Origin of the sequence: Streptomyces sp. NBC_01003 (assembly GCF_045162695.1) — a bacterium.
GTDB lineage: Bacteria > Actinomycetota > Actinomycetes > Streptomycetales > Streptomycetaceae > Streptomyces.
In genome coordinates this window covers 5440078-5457106 of the sequence record NZ_CP108707.1, presented here as the reverse complement: position 1 = coordinate 5457106, position 17029 = coordinate 5440078, and the positions used below count along the sequence as shown (strand labels likewise).

The 17029-nt window shown below is 69.5% G+C and carries 13 protein-coding genes and 4 tRNA genes; 9 read left to right on the top strand and 8 right to left on the bottom strand.

Going from position 1 to position 17029, the window contains the following annotated elements:
• Positions 1–142 precede the first annotated feature (142 nt).
• Both OG698_RS25060 and OG698_RS25055 read right to left on the bottom strand, forming a co-directional pair.
• On the bottom strand, positions 143–661 hold the full coding sequence (locus OG698_RS25060) for a hypothetical protein (RefSeq protein WP_406105549.1): 519 nt from the start codon (positions 659–661) through the stop codon (positions 143–145).
• Between the two features lie 126 nt (positions 662–787).
• Positions 788–1138, bottom strand: a complete 351-nt coding sequence (locus OG698_RS25055; protein WP_406105547.1) for a metallopeptidase family protein — start codon at positions 1136–1138, stop codon at positions 788–790.
• Positions 1139–1219: 81 nt separating this feature from the next.
• Here OG698_RS25055 and OG698_RS25050 point away from each other — a divergent pair, with 81 nt between their 5' ends.
• The 4 genes from OG698_RS25050 to OG698_RS25035 all read left to right on the top strand — a co-directional run bounded on the left by OG698_RS25050 (position 1220) and on the right by OG698_RS25035 (position 3259).
• Positions 1220–2797, top strand: a complete 1578-nt coding sequence (locus OG698_RS25050) for a metallophosphoesterase (protein ID WP_406105545.1) — start codon at positions 1220–1222, stop codon at positions 2795–2797.
• A gap of 177 nt (positions 2798–2974) precedes the next feature.
• A tRNA-Glu gene (locus OG698_RS25045) sits at positions 2975–3047 on the top strand.
• A 39-nt stretch (positions 3048–3086) separates the two neighbouring features.
• Positions 3087–3161, top strand: a tRNA-Asp gene (locus OG698_RS25040).
• Positions 3162–3185: 24 nt separating this feature from the next.
• Positions 3186–3259 (top strand) — tRNA-Phe (locus OG698_RS25035).
• 129 nt (positions 3260–3388) lie between these two features.
• Here OG698_RS25035 and OG698_RS25030 read toward each other — a convergent pair.
• On the bottom strand, positions 3389–4489 hold the full coding sequence (locus OG698_RS25030) for an ABC transporter permease (protein ID WP_406105544.1): 1101 nt from the start codon (positions 4487–4489) through the stop codon (positions 3389–3391).
• 121 nt (positions 4490–4610) lie between these two features.
• Here OG698_RS25030 and hrpA point away from each other — a divergent pair, with 121 nt between their 5' ends.
• From hrpA to OG698_RS25015, 3 genes are all read left to right on the top strand, one after another.
• Positions 4611–8594 carry an ATP-dependent RNA helicase HrpA gene (hrpA, locus tag OG698_RS25025; protein WP_406105542.1) on the top strand — a complete coding sequence of 1328 codons (3984 nt, stop codon included), beginning with the start codon at positions 4611–4613 and terminating at the stop codon, positions 8592–8594.
• Between the two features lie 94 nt (positions 8595–8688).
• Positions 8689–8763, top strand: a tRNA-Asp gene (locus OG698_RS25020).
• A 175-nt stretch (positions 8764–8938) separates the two neighbouring features.
• Positions 8939–9139 (top strand): DUF6274 family protein, encoded by a 201-nt coding sequence (locus OG698_RS25015; RefSeq protein ID WP_406105540.1) that lies wholly within the window; start codon positions 8939–8941, stop codon positions 9137–9139.
• A gap of 557 nt (positions 9140–9696) precedes the next feature.
• Here OG698_RS25015 and bldC read toward each other — a convergent pair.
• The gene (gene bldC / locus OG698_RS25010) at positions 9697–9903 is read right to left on the bottom strand and encodes a developmental transcriptional regulator BldC (RefSeq protein WP_003949541.1); all 207 of its coding nucleotides are present in this window, start codon (positions 9901–9903) and stop codon (positions 9697–9699) included.
• 468 nt (positions 9904–10371) lie between these two features.
• Positions 10372–11217, bottom strand: a complete 846-nt coding sequence (locus OG698_RS25005; protein WP_406105539.1) for a hypothetical protein — start codon at positions 11215–11217, stop codon at positions 10372–10374.
• Positions 11218–11437: 220 nt separating this feature from the next.
• Between OG698_RS25005 and OG698_RS25000 the strand changes: the two genes are divergently transcribed.
• Both OG698_RS25000 and OG698_RS24995 read left to right on the top strand, forming a co-directional pair.
• A complete protein-coding gene (locus tag OG698_RS25000; protein WP_399969343.1) occupies positions 11438–12529 on the top strand; it encodes a Leu/Phe/Val dehydrogenase in 1092 nt (363 codons plus the stop codon).
• Positions 12530–12818: 289 nt separating this feature from the next.
• Positions 12819–13076 carry a DUF3073 domain-containing protein gene (locus OG698_RS24995; RefSeq protein ID WP_116512208.1) on the top strand — a complete coding sequence of 86 codons (258 nt, stop codon included), beginning with the start codon at positions 12819–12821 and terminating at the stop codon, positions 13074–13076.
• A gap of 126 nt (positions 13077–13202) precedes the next feature.
• Here OG698_RS24995 and purM read toward each other — a convergent pair whose 3' ends face one another.
• The 3 genes from purM to OG698_RS24980 form a co-directional block, all read right to left on the bottom strand.
• Positions 13203–14276 carry a phosphoribosylformylglycinamidine cyclo-ligase gene (gene purM, locus OG698_RS24990; RefSeq protein WP_326775053.1) on the bottom strand — a complete coding sequence of 358 codons (1074 nt, stop codon included), beginning with the start codon at positions 14274–14276 and terminating at the stop codon, positions 13203–13205.
• A 34-nt stretch (positions 14277–14310) separates the two neighbouring features.
• The gene (gene purF, locus OG698_RS24985; RefSeq protein WP_406105536.1) at positions 14311–15837 is read right to left on the bottom strand and encodes an amidophosphoribosyltransferase; all 1527 of its coding nucleotides are present in this window, start codon (positions 15835–15837) and stop codon (positions 14311–14313) included.
• Positions 15838–16177: 340 nt separating this feature from the next.
• Positions 16178–16978 carry an META domain-containing protein gene (locus tag OG698_RS24980; RefSeq protein ID WP_406105535.1) on the bottom strand — a complete coding sequence of 267 codons (801 nt, stop codon included), beginning with the start codon at positions 16976–16978 and terminating at the stop codon, positions 16178–16180.
• Positions 16979–17029 lie beyond the last annotated feature (51 nt).

The window sequence follows — 17029 nt, the reverse complement described above, 5'->3', positions numbered from 1 at the left end:
GGGGAGAGAACGCGCCACGCGGCGCTCTCTTAACGGCGCCGGGCAAATGGGATCAAACGATCTACCACCATAGTCACCCACCACCCTCCAGCGCAAACCAATCCCCCTGAGACCCCGCTCACACCTGCCCCCTGGGCAAGTCCTACGCAGGCGCCCCCGCCCGCGGCGCCGGCTCCCGGTCGACCCGCACCCGGGCCGACGCCTGCTCGTGCGCCGACGACGAGGGCTCCGCGGTGGTCGGGTCGGGCGTCGGCGTGGGGGTGTCCGGGGGCGGCGTCGGCGTGTCCGGCGCGGTGCGCGTCGGGGTCGGCCGGGACGGTGGCGTGGTCCGCCCGCTCGCCGAGGGCTTCGCCGGACCCGTTGCGCCCTTGGAGGGGCTCGCGGAGGGCGAGGCGGCGTGCGAGGCCGCGTCGGACGCGGTGCCGCTCGGCGACGGCGCCCCCTTCGCGCCTTCCCGGCCCCCGGCCTGCTCCTCGCCGCCCCCGGGGACCACCGCGCCGCCGTCCGGCGCCGCCCGCCCGCCGTGCCGCCCCGCCGAGTGCGACGGCGCGGGCCCGCCCCCCTCGTGGGCGACGCTCATGCAGCCGGTGGTCGCCGCCGTGACGGCCACCACCGCCGCGGCCAGTCGGACCAGACGAGGGGGTACGGACAGCTGGCGCACGGGCGAGCACCTCCGGGGCGCTGAAAAGCTGGAGCTGAAGCGATACGGGAACCGCCGAAAAGACCGGCGTCACCGTGCCCAACTCCCGCCCCCCGCAAGAGGACACGCCCGCTCACTGCCCGGCCGTCACCCGTATCCGAGGGCGTGCAGCCGCGCGTCGTCGATCCCGAAGTGGTGGGCGATCTCGTGGACCACGGTGATCTCCGTCTCCACGACGACGTCTTCGCGGGACTCGCACATCCGCAGCGCGGGTCCCCGGTAGATGGTGATGCGGTCGGGCAGCACGCCCGCGTACCACTCACCCCGGTCGGTCAGCGGCGTCCCTTCGTAGAGGCCGAGCAGCTCAGGTTCCCCGGCGGCGGGCTCGTCCTCGACGAACACCGCCACGTTGTCCATGAGCCGCGTCAGCTCCGGCGGAATCCGGTCCAGGGCTTCGGCGACCAGTTCCTCGAACTCCTCGCGCGTCATCTCCAGCACACGGCCATTGTCGGCCACTCGCCCCCAGATCCACCTGTCCGTCCGGGCATACGGGACCATCCGTATGGGCATACGGGACCAATGGCCCGCGTCCCCGCTGTCGCCGCCCTGTCCGCCCTGCGGAACATCCCCTCCGCGGTAGGCCGCCACCATCGCGCCCGCCGCCCCCGCCCCACCGGCGATCTCACCCTCCAGCCCCGCCCGTACCTCCGCGCCCTGGGCCTCGCGGCCGTCGTCCTCATGGGCGCGTGGCTCGGCCTGCTCGTCGTGGGGAACGTCCGCGTCCCCGTGGGCCCGATGGACACCCGGATGACGCTGCGCCCGTCCCTGACCGGCGGCACGAAGATCAACGTCTCGCCGCTCGGCTCCCTGGAACTCAAGTCGCACACGGCCCCCATCCGCCTCGACGTGGACGTCGACCGCCTCGACCCGGTCCGCTCCCAGGCCCTGGTCGACCACCCCGAGCGCCTCTCGGGCCTCCAGGACGAGGTCACCCGCGACGTCGAGCACGGCACCCTCGACCTCGCCCTGCGCTCCTGCGTCGCCGTCGTCTCCGGCGCCACCGCGCTCGGCCTCGCCGTCTACCGCCGTCCCCGCCGCGCGCTCGGCGCCGGCGGCCTCGCGCTCGCCCTCCTGGCGGCCTCGGGCGGGGCGGCGTACGCGACCTGGAACCCCAAGTCGGTCCTGGAGCCGAAGTTCTCGGGCCTGCTCTCCTCGGCCCCCTCGGTCGTCGGCAACGCGCGCTCGATCGTCACCGAATTCGACGTCTACCAAAAGGAGTTGGCGCGACTGGTGACCAATGTGACCAAGCTCTACGACGTGACGTCGACGCTCCCCGCGTACCGGCCGGACCCGTCCACGATCCGCGTCCTGCACGTCTCGGACATCCATCTGAACCCGGCCAGCTGGAAGATCATCTCCTCGCTCGTCGAGCAGTACGACATCTCGGTGATCGTCGACTCCGGCGACACGATGGACCACGGCTCGGCGGCCGAGAACCCGTTCCTCGACCCGATCAAGGACCTCGGCGCCCCGTACGTCTGGGTCCGCGGCAACCACGACTCGGCGACCACCCAGCGCTACCTCTCACACATCAGGAACGTCCGCGTCCTCGACGACGGCAAGGCGGTCACCGTCGCCGGGCTGCGCTTCGCCGGCACCGGGGACCCCCAGTACACGCCGGACCGCGCGGTCAAGGCGCAGGGCGACCCGGCCGAGCGCATGGCGGGCATCCGGCTCGCCTCCGCGCTGCGCGACCAGCGGGAGGCGGGCACGCCGGTGGACATCGCGATCGCCCACAACCCGGTGGCCGCCCGCGAGACGGACGGCACGGTCCCGCTGGTCCTCGCGGGCCACATCCACCACGAAGCGACCGAGGTGATGAAGCTGGGCACGCGGCTGCGTATCGAGGGCTCGACCGGCGGCAGCGGCCTGCGCGCCGTCGACGACGGCTCCCCCGACCCGGTGCAGGCGTCGGTCCTCTATCTGGACCGCGACACGCGCCGTCTGCAGGCCTGGGACGAGATCGAACTGGGCGGCCTCGGCCTGACGACGGCACAGGTCAGCCGCCATCTGCCCAAGGAGAACCAGCCGGGCGCGACCCCCTCGCCGACGCCGCCCACGGGCTCGCCCGCACCCTCGCCTATTCGGTTTGGCTGACACCGAAACGCCGTAGTACAGTCTGCGACGTGCCCAAGGGCGCCGGTCAGGGCTTGACCGTTCCAGGACCTCCAGAGGTCGAGGAAGAAGCGGAACCTCTTGGGGGGAAGCGGAGTCACATGCTTCTCACGTCCTCTTCTGGGCGATAGACGCAGAAGCAGCAAGGCCAGTAGTTTTGCCCTCATCGTCTAGTGGCCCAGGACGCCGCCCTTTCAAGGCGGTAGCACGGGTTCGAATCCCGTTGGGGGCACGCAACATCCTGTGCGACACTTGTGTCGCACAACAGCTTGGTCCTGTGGAGCAGTTTGGAGTGCTCGCCACCCTGTCAAGGTGGAGGCCGCGGGTTCAAATCCCGTCAGGACCGCTGCGATTCGTTCGCGAACCGCGTGGCTGGGTAGCTCAGTTGGTACGAGCGATCGCCTGAAAAGCGATAGGTCGCCGGTTCGATCCCGGCCCCAGCCACAAGATTCAGGCCCCGTCCCCGGACGGGGCCTGTTGCGTTTTCCCAGCGGAACACCGCCCGAGCCGCCACCCCGAAAGCCCTGTCTCCGACGGGCTTTCGGGGTGTCCGGGCGCAGTCACCCGACAGGGTCACGCCCCCGGCACCCCCGCATGGGCCGGTTCCGTCGTTCGGCCACCCGGATGGCGGTGGCGCCAGACCCAGAAGATCGTGGTCGACAGCAGGGCCCATGCCGTGAGGACCAGGAACGGGAACACGTGCTGGTGCCCGCCGAAGTACACGGCCGTGTGCTGCGCGTTCACAGAGCCGCCCGGCGGCAGCCACCGCCCGATGCGGCCCAGCGCCGACGGCAGCAGTGGCCACGACACCGCGCCGCCCGACGACGGGTTGCCGAGGAGCACCATCAGCCCCCACGTCGGGATCATCGCCCAGCGCCCGACCAGCGTGTTGAACATCGTGAAGACCATCCCCGACGTGAACATCGTCAGCGCGAGGATGGCCCAGGACTCGGCGAACGGCAGATCGAGAGCGCCCAGCCACCAGTCCACGACCGCCGCGATCACGAAGCCCCCGAGCATCGCGTACACCACGGTGTACGCGATGCGCTCCAGCGGATTGAGGGCGCTCGCCTGCACGCTCAGCTGGATCGCGCCGACGAAGCCGATGATGACGGCAGCCAGCGAGATGTAGAAGATCGCGAGGCCGCGCGGGTCGCCCTTCTGCAGCGGTTTGATGTCGGTCACGGTGACCGGGACCCCGAGTGCGGCGCCGACCTGCGGGGTGGTCTCGGCGAGGACCTGCGCCACCGAGGCGCCGGAGGCTCCCGAGACCTGGAGCGCGACGCGGTCCCCCTTCCGCACGTCGAGGATCGCGAAGACTTTCTGCTGGTCCACGCCCTCGACGGCCGCCGCGACGTTGTCGTACAGGTGCACTTCGAGGGACGCGTTCAGCGCCTTCTCCATGCCGGCCAGGAACGCCGCCCCGCCGTGCTTCACGTTCGCCGCGCCCACCACCGCCGTGGGAATCCGGTGCGGCGTCGGGTTCGCCATCGCGTAGGTGTACGACCCCGCGAAGAGGCCCGCGGCGGCCGCGATGATGAACACGAGGACGGTCGCGGGCAGGAACGGCGACTTCTTGAAGTCCTCCCAGCGCTCCCCGCGCGTCGGCACACGCCCGTGCGCGCCGTGGTCGTGTGCGCCGTGATCGTGCTCGTCGTCGCTCGGCTCAGACATATGGACACGTTAAAGCACTCATATCGGACCTTCAGTGCCAACTGCCCTGGTCTCCGCTGATACCGGCCCACGTCAAAACCATTCGCCACCCGTTTCCCGGAGGTGAGATCCTGGAGGACGTATGTCTACGCAGCCTGCCCCCGTCCTCGGCACCCTCGCCCAGCGCCTGTCCGAGCTGTCCCTGCGCGATGCGCACCGGCTCGGCCGCAGGCTTGAAGGCGCGCGCCGCATCCGCAAGCCCGAAGCCCGGGCCGCCGTGCTCGCCGAGATCGAGGCGGAGGCCGAGAAGGCCGAGGCCCGGACGGCGCAGCGCCGCGGCCGGTACGAGTCGCTCGAGATCACGTATCCCGAGCAGCTCCCCGTCAGCCAGAAGAAGGACGAGATCGCCGACGCGATCCGCGACCACCAGGTCGTGATCGTCGCGGGCGAGACCGGCTCCGGCAAGACGACCCAGATCCCCAAGATCTGTCTCGAGCTCGGCCGCGGCGTGCGCGGCATGATCGGGCACACCCAGCCCCGCCGGCTCGCAGCCCGCACGGTCGCCGAGCGGATCGCGGACGAGATGGACACCCCGCTGGGCGAGGCCGTCGGCTGGAAGGTCCGCTTCACGGACCAGGTCAACCCGGACGCCACGTTCGTGAAGCTGATGACGGACGGCATCCTGCTCGCCGAGATCCAGACGGACCGCGAGCTGCGCGCGTACGACACGATCATCATCGACGAGGCCCACGAGCGGTCCCTGAACATCGACTTCCTGCTCGGCTATCTGGCGCAGCTGCTGCCCAAGCGCCCGGACCTGAAGGTCGTCATCACGTCGGCGACGATCGACCCCGAGCGCTTCTCCCGCCACTTCGGTGACGCCCCGATCGTCGAGGTCAGCGGTCGTACGTATCCGGTCGAGGTGCGCTACAGACCCCTGCTCGAAGAGGATTCGGACGACGCCGACCGGGATCAGATCACCGCGATCACGGACGCCGTCGAGGAGCTCCAGGGCGAGGGCAAGGGCGACATCCTCGTCTTCCTGTCCGGGGAGCGCGAGATCCGCGACACGGCGGACGCGCTGGAGAAGAAGAAGTTCCGGTTCACCGAGGTCCTGCCGCTCTACGCGCGCCTGTCGCACGCGGAGCAGCACCGCGTCTTCCAGCGCCCCTCGGGCTCGCTCCGCCGCATCGTCCTCGCGACGAACGTCGCGGAGACCTCGCTGACCGTCCCCGGCATCAAGTACGTGATCGACCCGGGCACCGCCCGCATCTCCCGCTACTCGCACCGCACGAAGGTGCAGCGCCTGCCCATCGAGGCGATCAGCCAGGCCAGCGCCAACCAGCGCAAGGGCCGCTGCGGCCGTACGTCGGACGGCATCTGCATCCGCCTGTACTCGGAGGACGACTTCGTCGCCCGCCCCGAGTTCACGGACGCGGAGATCCTCCGTACGAATCTCGCCTCCGTCATCCTCCAGATGACCGCGGCCGGGCTCGGCGACATCGAGAAGTTCCCCTTCATCGACCCGCCGGACCACCGCAACATCCGCGACGGCGTGCAGCTCCTCCAGGAGCTGGGCGCGCTGAACCCGGCGGAGAAGGACGTCCGTAAACGCCTCACCGAGCAGGGCCGCAAGCTCGCCCAGCTGCCGGTGGACCCGCGCCTGGCCCGGATGGTCCTGGAGGCCGACAAGAACGGCTGTGTGCGCGAGGTCATGGTGATCGCGGCCGCGCTGTCCATCCAGGACCCGCGCGAGCGCCCCAGCGAGAAGCAGGCGCAGGCGGACCAGCAGCACGCCCGCTTCAAGGACGAGACGTCCGACTTCCTGGCGTTCCTCAACCTCTGGCGCTATGTGCGCGAGCAGCAGAAGACGCTCGGCTCGTCCGCGTTCCGCCGCATGTGCAAGTCGGAGTACCTGAACTTCCTGCGTATCCGCGAGTGGCAGGACATCTATACGCAGCTGCGTACGGTCGCCAAGCAGATCGGGATCCATCTGAACGAAGATGACGCCCCCGACCAGCAGGTCCACATCTCGCTGCTCGCCGGCCTGCTCTCCCACATCGGGATGAAGGACGTGAAGGAGTCCACGGACAAGGACCCCAAGCAACGCGGCGGGCGGAACGAGTACCTGGGCGCGCGCAACGCCAAGTTCGCCGTCTTCCCCGGCTCCGCGCTCTTCAAGAAGCCCCCGCGCTTCATCATGTCCGCCGAGCTCGTCGAGACGTCGCGGCTGTGGGCCCGCGTCAACGCGAAGATCGAGCCGGAGTGGGTCGAGCCCCTCGCCGAGCACCTCCTCAAGCGCACGTACAGCGAGCCGCACTGGGAGAAGGACCAGGCGGCCGTGATGGCGTACGAGAAGGTGACGCTGTACGGCGTCCCGCTCGTCGCCCAGCGCAAGGTGAACTACGGGCGCATCGACCCCGAGGTGAGCCGCGAGCTGTTCATCAGGAACGCGCTCGTCGAGGGGGACTGGCGCACGCACCACAAGTTCTTCTCGGACAACCGCAGGCTGCTCACCGAGGTCGAGGAGCTGGAGCACCGCGCCCGCCGCCGCGACATCGTCGTCGACGACGAGACGCTCTTCGACTTCTACGACCAGCGGGTCCCGGACCATGTCGTCTCGGGCGCCCACTTCGACAGCTGGTGGAAGCACAAGAAGCAGGACGAGCCCGAACTCCTCGACTTCGAGCGCTCGATGCTCATCCGCGAGTCGGCGGAGGCCATCACCAAGGACGACTATCCGGACTCGTGGCGCCAGGGTCCGCTGAAGTTCCGGGTGACGTACCAGTTCGAGCCGGGTGCGGACGCGGACGGTGTGACCGTCCACGTACCGCTCCAGGTGCTCAACCAGGTCACGCCCGAGGGCTTCGACTGGCAGATCCCGGGCCTGCGCGAGGACGTGGTCACGGAGCTGATCCGCTCCCTGCCCAAGCCGGTCCGCCGGCACTACGTCCCGGCGCCGAACTACGCGAAGGCGTTCCTGGAGCGGGCGGTCCCCCTCCAGGAGGCCCTGCCCACCACGCTCGCCCGCGAGCTCCAGCGCATGGTCGGCGTCCCCGTCACCCCGGACGACTTCGACCTGTCCCGCGTACCCGACCACTTGAAGATCACGTTCAGGATCGTCGACGAGCGGCGCAGGACCCTCGCCGAGGACAAGGACCTGGAGGCGCTCAAGCTCCGCCTCAAGCCGAAGGCCCGTAAGGCGATCTCGCAGGCGGCAGCGGCCACGGCCGAGCGCTCGGGCGGCGCGTCCGTGGAGCGCTCGGGCCTCACGGACTGGACGATCGGCACGCTCAGCCGGGTCTTCGAGACCCGGCGCGCCGGCCAGCCCGTCAAGGCGTACCCGGCGTTGGTCGACGACGGGGACACGGTCTCCGTCCGCCTCTTCGACACGGAGGCCGAGCAGCAGCAGGCGATGTGGAAGGGCACGCGCCGGCTGATCCTGCGCAACATCCCGGTCAACCCGGGCAAGTTCGCCTCGGACAAGCTGACCAACCCCCAGAAGCTCGCCCTGTCCGCGAACCCGCACGGCACGGTCCAGGCGCTCTTCGACGACTGCGCCATGGCCTCCTGCGACAAGCTCATCGCGGACTTCGGCGGCCCGGCCTGGGACGAGGAGTCGTACCGGAAGCTCTACGACAAGGTGCGCGCCGAGATCGTCGACACGACCGTACGGACGGTGGGCCAGGTCCAGCAGGTGCTCGCCGCCTGGCAGGCCTGCGAGCGCCGCCTGAAGTCCACGAAGAGCCCGACGCTGCTCGCCAACCTCACGGACGTGCGGACCCAGTTGACGGCCCTGATCCGCCCCGGCTTCGTCACGGACACCGGTCTGCGGCGCCTGCCCGACCTGGTGCGCTACCTGGTCGCGGCCGACCGGCGCCTGACGCAGATGCCGACGAACGTCCAGCGGGACACGTCGCGCATGGAGAAGGTCCACGAGATGCAGGACGAGTACGCGTGGCTGCTCGAACAGATGCCGCAGGGGCGGCCCGTGCCGCAGGAAGTCCTGGACATCCGCTGGATGCTGGAGGAGCTGCGGGTCAGCTACTTCGCCCACGCCCTCGGCACCGCGTACCCCGTCTCGGACAAGCGGATCGTGAAGGCGATCGACGCGGTGGCGCCGTAACGGACCGGGCACGTTAAGTGAGTTCGACCGCCGGGCCTGCGCTGCTGTACAGTCTCATCTCGCAGCACAGAGCAACACCAAGTGCCGCGAGCAAGGTCCTGTGGAGCAGTTTGGAGTGCTCGCCACCCTGTCAAGGTGGAGGCCGCGGGTTCAAATCCCGTCAGGACCGCACATAAGACTGAGGCCCGTATCCCGCAAGGGGTGCGGGCCTCAGTCGTGTGCGCGCCCGCCCGTGAGGCCCGACCCCGCGCGTCCGTGCCCCTGTGCCCCGCCCCCGGCCGTCTTGACTGCGTCCCGCTCCCCCGGTACTCAGACAGCAGGGATTCCCGACCCGGAGGTGGCGCATGGCGGCATCCGCCCGGCACGAGACGCGCGCTCTGCTGCGCGCCCACCTCTCCGCCGCCTCCGGCTACCGCCATCTGACCCGGCACTGCCCCATCTGCCACCAACTCCTGCGCCTCGCCCTGGAGCCCACCAGAGAGCCCGCAGGAGGCCGTGAGACGGACCGGGGGGCCACGGAGGACGAAAGTCCCCCCACCGCGTGACCAAAGGCGCCGGACGGCGGCCCCAACTGGTGGAAGCCTGGGGGAGAACGGCGGACACGCCCACGCGAATCCCCTCTAACCCAAGGGCCTCGCCGGCAACAAGTGTTCGAGCGTGTGACGGGCATCACGGGACCAGTTTTGGAAACAGCGTTTCTTACACCCGTCCTACAACACCTCAATTTAATATGTGCAATTGCACCACCCCCAGGGCCCGCCGGGGCACCCCCGAAGGCCCACCCCGCGACCCCTCCGACGACCCTCCTCGGCGACCCGCCGAGCACCCGCCGGCGCTCCCCGGCAGACCGTCACCGACACTCCGTCAGGGACCCACAGGGCCGCTCACAAAGCCACGCACAGGCACCCCACAGACCGCCCGGCCCGCACGGATCCGCGCATAAAAAAATCGCGCTGGACCCGGCGGAGTCCAGCGCGATCGACGACGCACCCTTGAAGCATGAGCAGGCGTGGGCCCGTTGGGGCAGACCCGCGTCGTGTGGAGCTATAGGTTGGGCGCGAAAAGGGCTGGGGGGCCCGGAACGCCCGTTTTATTTAGTTGTTCAGGCCTCGCTGCGCTGCTGCGGGATGCCCGCGAGCAGTGCGCGGACCTCCGCCTCGCGGTAGCGGCGGTGCCCGCCGAGCGTGCGAATCGACGTGAGCTTGCCAGCCTTTGCCCAGCGCGTCACCGTCTTCGGGTCGACGCGGAACATCGTGGCGACCTCAGCCGGGGTCAGCAGCGGCTCGGCATCAGGGGTGCGAGCGGTCATGAGCGGCCTCCTCGGGAGAACCGAACCTTCTCGGTTCATTCCTCTAAATTCTGCACCTTGACCCGCGTTGCCCGAAATGGCGGACGCGAGTCGAGTCGGTTATAGGACGAACGGCTTGTCCTCGGCACTACAACTACACCATCCGTCCAGCCGCGTCGGCCAAACCGATGGAATTGCCCTCCCAGGTGTTCATCAGCGACGGAAGCCGATGGACCATGCCATAGCGGACAGTCACGCCACTGTGACGATCAGTCACAGTGGCGCCAGGAGTCACGAGACCCCCCATAGCGTGCAATGCGGAGATTCCGGCTGAACGCGGACGAAAGCAGCCGGATGGAGCCCTCCCCGGACTCCTTGTCCTATTTTGGCACGAGGGGGGGCGATGGACGCAAGGGCGAAGTAAGTGCGGTCCATCACGCTTGAGGCAAAAGACCGGTTCAGGACCTACGTCCCCGCACGTCTGTCCGGTCAGTTCGCGAACTGCCGGTCCCGCACCGCACGCCAACGTTCCATCAGCCGCGCGTACGCCGCTTCGGCACCGTCACCATCACCGCGCCGCAGCGCCTCGATCCCCTCCGCCACGTCCGCAGCGGAATGATCACCATCCAGATCCTCCGCGGACAAAGCGTGCACCAGGCCGCCGTAGTCGAGTTCGACGAATGAACGCGGGTGGAACTCTTCGAGCCAGCGCCCCACGTCCACCAGGCCGTCGATCAGCGGCCCCTCGTCCATCGTGTCCCGCAGCGTGCGGAGCCCCCGCGCGACCCGGCGGCGCGCCTGCACCATCGGCGTGCGGTAGCGCAGCACCGGCGCCTCGCCGTCCGCGGCCCCCTTGGCGTACTCGCGCTCCTCGTCCGTGACGAGCACGAACCAGTTCAGCGGGATCTGCCAGGTGGACGTGCGGATCCAGGGGCGGGCGTCGGGGTTGCGGGCCAGCCAGTGCTCGTAGTCCGCGGCGGACTGCCGGCGGACCACCGGCGGGAGCACCGCGTCCAGCACGGGTGTCGGCAGGCGCCCCGGCAGCTCGTCCAGCGCCTGCCAGCCGCGCAGTCGCGTGCGCCAGGGACACACGCACACCACACCGTCCGTCTCGATGACGAACGCGTCGTCGCTCTCGTGGACCGGCACGGGCACCGGCGGCGTGGGCAGCAAATCGGCCAGCGAGCGGCGCAGTTCGTCCTGGTAGGAGGGGCGCTCGCGGCGCTGCGCATAGCGCTCCCAGTGGCTCCGCTCGGGCTCGGGGAACGCCGCGAGGGGTTCGTACACGCGTAGATACGACGCGTAGGGCACGGTCACCGAAGACACCTTGGGCACGGCTGCTCCCTCCCCCGGCCTGCGCCTGGAAAACACTGCAAATCGTCCCATGGCCGAAGCTGAACGCACCTGGCCGGACACGCGCGTACTCCGGGAGAGGGTGATCCACGGCACTGCGCATCTGGCGGCTCGGCGCAGGCTCTAGTCTCTTGCTCAACGGGGCCCGCCACCCGTACGGGCACCGTCTCCAACCGCCGCTACTTGACCGGGAGTCACCACAGTGACCGACGTAACCGGCGCCCCTGCCGATGTTCTGCACACCCTGTTCCGGTCGGATCAGGGCGGCCATGAGCAAGTCGTGCTCTGCCAGGACCGCGCCAGTGGCCTCAAGGCCGTCATCGCCCTCCACAGCACCGCCCTGGGCCCCGCCCTCGGCGGCACCCGCTTCTACCCGTACGCGAGCGAGGCGGAGGCCGTCGCCGATGCCCTGAACCTCTCGCGCGGAATGTCGTACAAGAACGCCATGGCCGGCCTCGACCACGGCGGCGGCAAGGCCGTGATCATCGGTGACCCCGAGACGATCAAGAGCGAGGAACTGCTGCTCGCCTACGGCCGCTTCGTCGCCTCCCTCGGCGGGCGCTACGTGACGGCGTGCGACGTCGGCACCTACGTCGCCGACATGGACGTCGTCGCGCGCGAGTGCCGCTGGACGACCGGGCGCTCGCCCGAGAACGGCGGCGCCGGCGACTCGTCCGTGCTCACCGCCTTCGGCGTCTTCCAGGGCATGCGGGCCTCCGCCCAGCACCTGTGGGGCGACCCGACGCTGCGCGACCGCAAGGTCGGCATCGCGGGCGTCGGCAAGGTCGGCCACCACCTCGTGGAGCACCTCCTGTCGGACGGCGCCGAAGTCGTGATCACGGACGTGCGCGAGGAGTCCGTACGGCGGATTCAGGACAAGCACCCGTCCGTCCAGGCCGTGGCGGACACCGAGGCGCTCATCCGTACCGAGGGTCTCGACATCTACGCTCCGTGCGCCCTGGGAGGCGCGCTCAACGACCACTCCGTCCCCGTCCTCACGGCGAAGATCGTCTGCGGCGCGGCCAACAACCAGCTCGCCCACCCGGGCGTGGAGAAGGACCTCGCCGACCGCGGGATCCTCTACGCGCCCGACTACGTCGTGAACGCCGGCGGAGTGATCCAGGTCGCCGACGAGCTGCACGGCTTCGACTTCGACCGGTGCAAGGCCAAGGCGGCGAAGATCTTCGACACGACGCTGGCCATATTCGCTCGTGCGAAGGCGGACGGGATTCCGCCGGCCGCCGCGGCCGACCGGATCGCCGAGCAGCGCATGGCGGAGGCGCGCCGCCGCTGACGTTCGGGGTGCCCGGGAGCGGCCCGGCGGCGGATGTGGGAGACAAGACTCACGCCCGTCGGCGGGTCGCCCGCCAAGAAGAGGTTAAAATCGCAGTTGACCAGCGAGGACAGGGCGCCTTGCTGGTCCTGCGCCCAGGCGCGTCCTGCGGGCGACGTACCGTATGGCCGCGGGAGCAGGTACCGTGGAAGCCCTAAGGACGGGTCTCTCTGCGGAGAGCCCGTTCGAGATCATGAACGCGTGTCAAGACTCTGGGGCCGTCGAGCCCCGTCACCGAGGGGGTCGAGCCATGGGGCGCGGCCGGGCAAAGGCCAAGCAGACGAAGGTCGCCCGCCAGCTGAAGTACAGCAGCGGCGGGACTGACCTGTCGCGTCTGGCCAATGAGCTGGGCGCTTCGACCTCGAATCAGCCGCCGAATGGCGAGCCGTTCGAGGACGACGACGAGGAAGACGACCCGTACGCCCAGTACGCGGATCTGTATAACGACGACGAGGATGACGAGGACTCAGATGAGTCCGGTCCCTCGTCGCAGCGCCGCGGCGCTTGACCTCGCAGTCCTGCAGTCTGCAGTCCAGCAGTAGTTCTTCGCAGTTCTCGTTTTCGTAGCAACTGCACTTCACCCGGTCCGGGGTGGTCACACCGCCGGACCGGGTTTTGTGCTGCCCTGCGGGCCTTACTTGCTGTAGTCGCCCGTGAGCGCCGCGCCCGTGCTGTGCTCGCCGCGCTCGGTGATCTCACCGGCGACCCACGAGTCCACGCCGCGGTCGGCGAGCGTCGCGAGCGCCGAGTCCACCGCGTCCTGGGGGACGATCGCCATCATGCCGACGCCCATGTTCAGCGTCTTCTCGAGCTCCAGGCGCTCCACCGCGCCGGCCTTGCCGACGAGGTCGAAGATCGCGCCGGGCGCCCACGTGGAGCGGTCCACGGTGGCGTGCAGGCCGTCCGGGATGACCCGGGCCAGGTTGGCCGCGAGGCCGCCGCCCGTGATGTGGCTGTACGCGTGGACGTCCGTGGTGCGGGTCAGCGCCAGGCAGTCCAGCGAGTAGATCTTGGTGGGCTCCAGAAGCTCCTCGCCGAGCGTGCGGCCGAGCTCCTCGATGTGCTGGTCGAGCTTCAGGTTCGCGCGGTCGAAGAGGACGTGGCGGACCAGCGAGTACCCGTTCGAGTGAAGGCCGGAGGACGCCATGGCGATCACCGCGTCACCCGTACGGATACGATCCGGGCCGAGCAGCCGGTCGGCCTCCACGACGCCGGTGCCGGCGCCCGCGACATCGAAGTCGTCCGCGCCGAGCAGGCCCGGGTGCTCCGCGGTCTCGCCGCCGACGAGGGAGCAGCCGGCGAGGACACAGCCCTCGGCGATGCCCTTCACGATCGCGGCGACACGCTCGGGGTGCACCTTGCCGACGCAGATGTAGTCGGTCATGAACAGCGGCTCGGCGCCGCACACCACGATGTCGTCCATGACCATCGCGACGAGGTCGTGACCGATGGTGTCGTACACGCCGAGGCGGCGGGCGATGTCGACCTTCGTGCCGACTCCGTCCGTGGCGGAGGCGAGCAGCGGACGCTCGTAACGCTTGAAGGCGGAGGCGTCGAAGAGGCCGGCGAATCCGCCGAGACCGCCGAGGCCGGCGACCTCGGGGCGCTGCGTCTTCTTCACCCACTCCTTCATCAGTTCGACGGCGCGGTCGCCCGCTTCGATGTCGACGCCCGCGGACGCATAGCTGGCACCAGGTGTCTCAGACATGGCTTGAGAACTTTCGTGTCGTACGACGGGGGTCTTACGGGCGACGGAGGGCGTCGGTGGCGGCGGTGTTCGCCGGTCCTGCCGCGAGCTCGGTCTCCAGGAGCTGCTTGCCGAGCAGCTCGGGGTCGGGAAGGTCCATCGGGTACTCGCCGTCGAAGCAGGCGCGGCAGAGGTTCGGCTTGTCGATGGTCGTGGCCTCGATCATGCCGTCGATGGAGATGTAGGAGAGGGAGTCGGCGCCCAGGGACTTGCCGATCTCGTCGATCGACATGCCGTTGGCGATCAGCTCGGCGCGCGTCGCGAAGTCGATGCCGAAGAAGCACGGCCACTTCACGGGGGGAGAGGAGATCCGGATGTGGATCTCGGCCGCGCCCGCTTCGCGGAGCATGCGGACCAGGGCGCGCTGGGTGTTGCCGCGCACGATCGAGTCGTCGACGACGACCAGGCGCTTGCCCTTGATGACTTCCTTGAGCGGGTTGAGCTTCAGCCGGATACCGAGCTGCCGGATGGTCTGCGAGGGCTGGATGAAAGTCCGGCCGACGTACGCGTTCTTGACCAGTCCCGCGCCGAACGGAATGCCGGAGGCCTCCGCGTAACCGATCGCGGCGGGAGTGCCCGATTCCGGCGTCGCTATGACCAGGTCGGCCTCGACCGGTGCTTCCTTGGCGAGTTTGCGGCCCATCTCCACGCGGGAGAGGTACACGTTCCGCCCGGCGATGTCGGTGTCGGGGCGGGCCAGGTACACGTACTCGAAGACACAGCCCTTGGGCTTCGCTTCTGCGAATCGAGAGGTGCGCAGGCCGTTCTCGTCGATGGCGACGAACTCGCCCGGCTCGATCTCGCGCACGTAGCTGGCGCCGCAGATGTCGAGGGCGGCGGACTCGGAGGCGACGACCCAGCCGCGCTCGAGCCGGCCGAGGACCAGCGGGCGGATGCCCTGCGGGTCGCGGGCCGCGTAGAGGGTGTGCTCGTCCATGAAGACGAGGGAGAAGGCGCCCTGAACATCCGGAAGGATCTTGGCGGCGGCGTCTTCAATGGTCAGCGGCTTGCCGTCGTCGTCGACCTGGCCCGCGAGGAGCGCGGTGACGAGGTCGGTGTCATTGGTCGCCGCGAGCTGGGTGTTTCGGCCGTTCTCCTTGGGGAGGGCCGCGACCATCTCGGCGAGCTGCGCCGTGTTGACCAGGTTGCCGTTGTGGCCGAGCGCGATCGAGCCGTGCGCGGTGGCACGGAACGTCGGCTGGGCGTTCTCCCACACGGAGGCACCGGTGGTCGAGTAGCGGGCGTGACCGACCGCGATATGACCTTGGAGAGAGCTGAGAGAGGTCTCGTCGAAGACCTGGGACACGAGGCCCATGTCCTTGAAGACGAGAATCTGGGAGCCGTTGCTCACCGCGATTCCCGCGGATTCTTGACCTCGATGCTGGAGGGCGTAGAGCCCGAAGTAAGACAGCTTGGCGACCTCTTCACCGGGAGCCCAGACACCGAAGACGCCGCAAGCGTCCTGGGGGCCTTTCTCGCCGGGGAGCAGATCATGATTGAGTCGACCGTCACCACGTGGCACGCCTCCGAGTGTAGGCGAGATCGACCACTGGTCCGAATTGGCGAACGTGATCCCGCGCCTGGTCGGGCCGGTGGCGCCCACCCGTGAAGTCTCTGTCCGGGGGTGCGCCGGCCTCCGCTCACCTCCTTCCACCCGTCCCGGCCCTTCGGCGCGATCATGATGCTGACCTGGTTCTTCGTGTGCTACGAGCATTGCCGGACGGGCTCGGGTGCGGCGCCGGCGGCGGGTGCAGGACGGTGGGCGCCGGTGGGGGCGGCGCCGGGCGCGTGGGCGGTGGCGAGTGTGACGGAATTCGCTGCGGAGGCGGAGGCGGGGCGTGCGGGGTGCGGGCGCTGTCCGGTCAGTCCCGGCCCGCTCCCGCCGCGGCGCCGGTTCCGTCGGGGGCCGTCAGCGTGAGGGTGCGGCCCTGGACCTCGTACGACAGCTTCTGGGCGAAGAGCTTCAGGAGGGCGCGTTCGGTGTCCGTGCGCGGGCCCTGGCAGAGCATGCGGGTGGTGACGGGGCTGCCGAGCGTGAGGTGGCCGTCGCGGAACTCGGCCTTCGCGCGGAAGCGGTTGCAGCCGAGGTTTCCGGTGGCGGTGCCCTCCTGGCCGTCCTTCTCGAAGGTCATCGTGGCGCGGCCCGCGACCTCCTTGGGCAGCGAGGTCGCGACGTCGTCGGAGAGCAGGCTCGTGACGGTCCACTCGGTGCCGGTCAGCGGGGCCGGACGGTCCTTGACCAGGGCGATCGTGTCGCCGTCGTCGGTGGTGAGGGTGAGGTGGTCACCGTCGGTCCTGGCCCTGTTGCTGCCGCCGATGGCGCGGCTGAACGTCTTCTCGAAGTCCCGCTGCTTCTTGTCGGTGCACATCATCATCGTCACGGCGGTCTTGCCGATACGGATCGTGTCGCCGTCGATCTCGGCCTCCGCGTCGAAGCTGTTGCAGCCGTTGTTGCCGCGCGCCCGGTCCGCCGAGGGGAACTCCGCGTAGGTGCTCCCGGGGGCCTGTGTCGTGGCGCCGTCGACGGTGACGCTCTCGACGTTCCAGCGGACCCCGGTGACGGGCGTACCCGCGACGGACACGGTCTGTGATCCGCACGCTGCGACGGCCGCGAGGGGCAGGAGCGCGGCCAGGACGGTGAGGTTCCGGGATTGCCTGTGCATGGCGGTTGGACGGGCGGGGCGGTCGGATCGGTTCCCCCGATCCGCCATCGG

What these genes read in the sequence shown, in the direction of transcription:
- OG698_RS25015 (WP_406105540.1), top strand. Translation starts at nt 8,939, where the DNA reads ATGGCGGCATCCGCCCGGCACGAGACGCGCGCTCTGCTGCGCGCCCAC.
- hrpA (WP_406105542.1), top strand. Translation starts at nt 4,611, where the DNA reads ATGTCTACGCAGCCTGCCCCCGTCCTCGGCACCCTCGCCCAGCGCCTG.
- OG698_RS24980 (WP_406105535.1), bottom strand. Translation starts at nt 16,978, where the DNA reads ATGCACAGGCAATCCCGGAACCTCACCGTCCTGGCCGCGCTCCTGCCC.
- OG698_RS24995 (WP_116512208.1), top strand. Translation starts at nt 12,819, where the DNA reads ATGGGGCGCGGCCGGGCAAAGGCCAAGCAGACGAAGGTCGCCCGCCAG.
- purM (WP_326775053.1), bottom strand. Translation starts at nt 14,276, where the DNA reads ATGTCTGAGACACCTGGTGCCAGCTATGCGTCCGCGGGCGTCGACATC.
- bldC (WP_003949541.1), bottom strand. Translation starts at nt 9,903, where the DNA reads ATGACCGCTCGCACCCCTGATGCCGAGCCGCTGCTGACCCCGGCTGAG.
- OG698_RS25050 (WP_406105545.1), top strand. Translation starts at nt 1,220, where the DNA reads ATGGCCCGCGTCCCCGCTGTCGCCGCCCTGTCCGCCCTGCGGAACATC.
- OG698_RS25030 (WP_406105544.1), bottom strand. Translation starts at nt 4,489, where the DNA reads ATGTCTGAGCCGAGCGACGACGAGCACGATCACGGCGCACACGACCAC.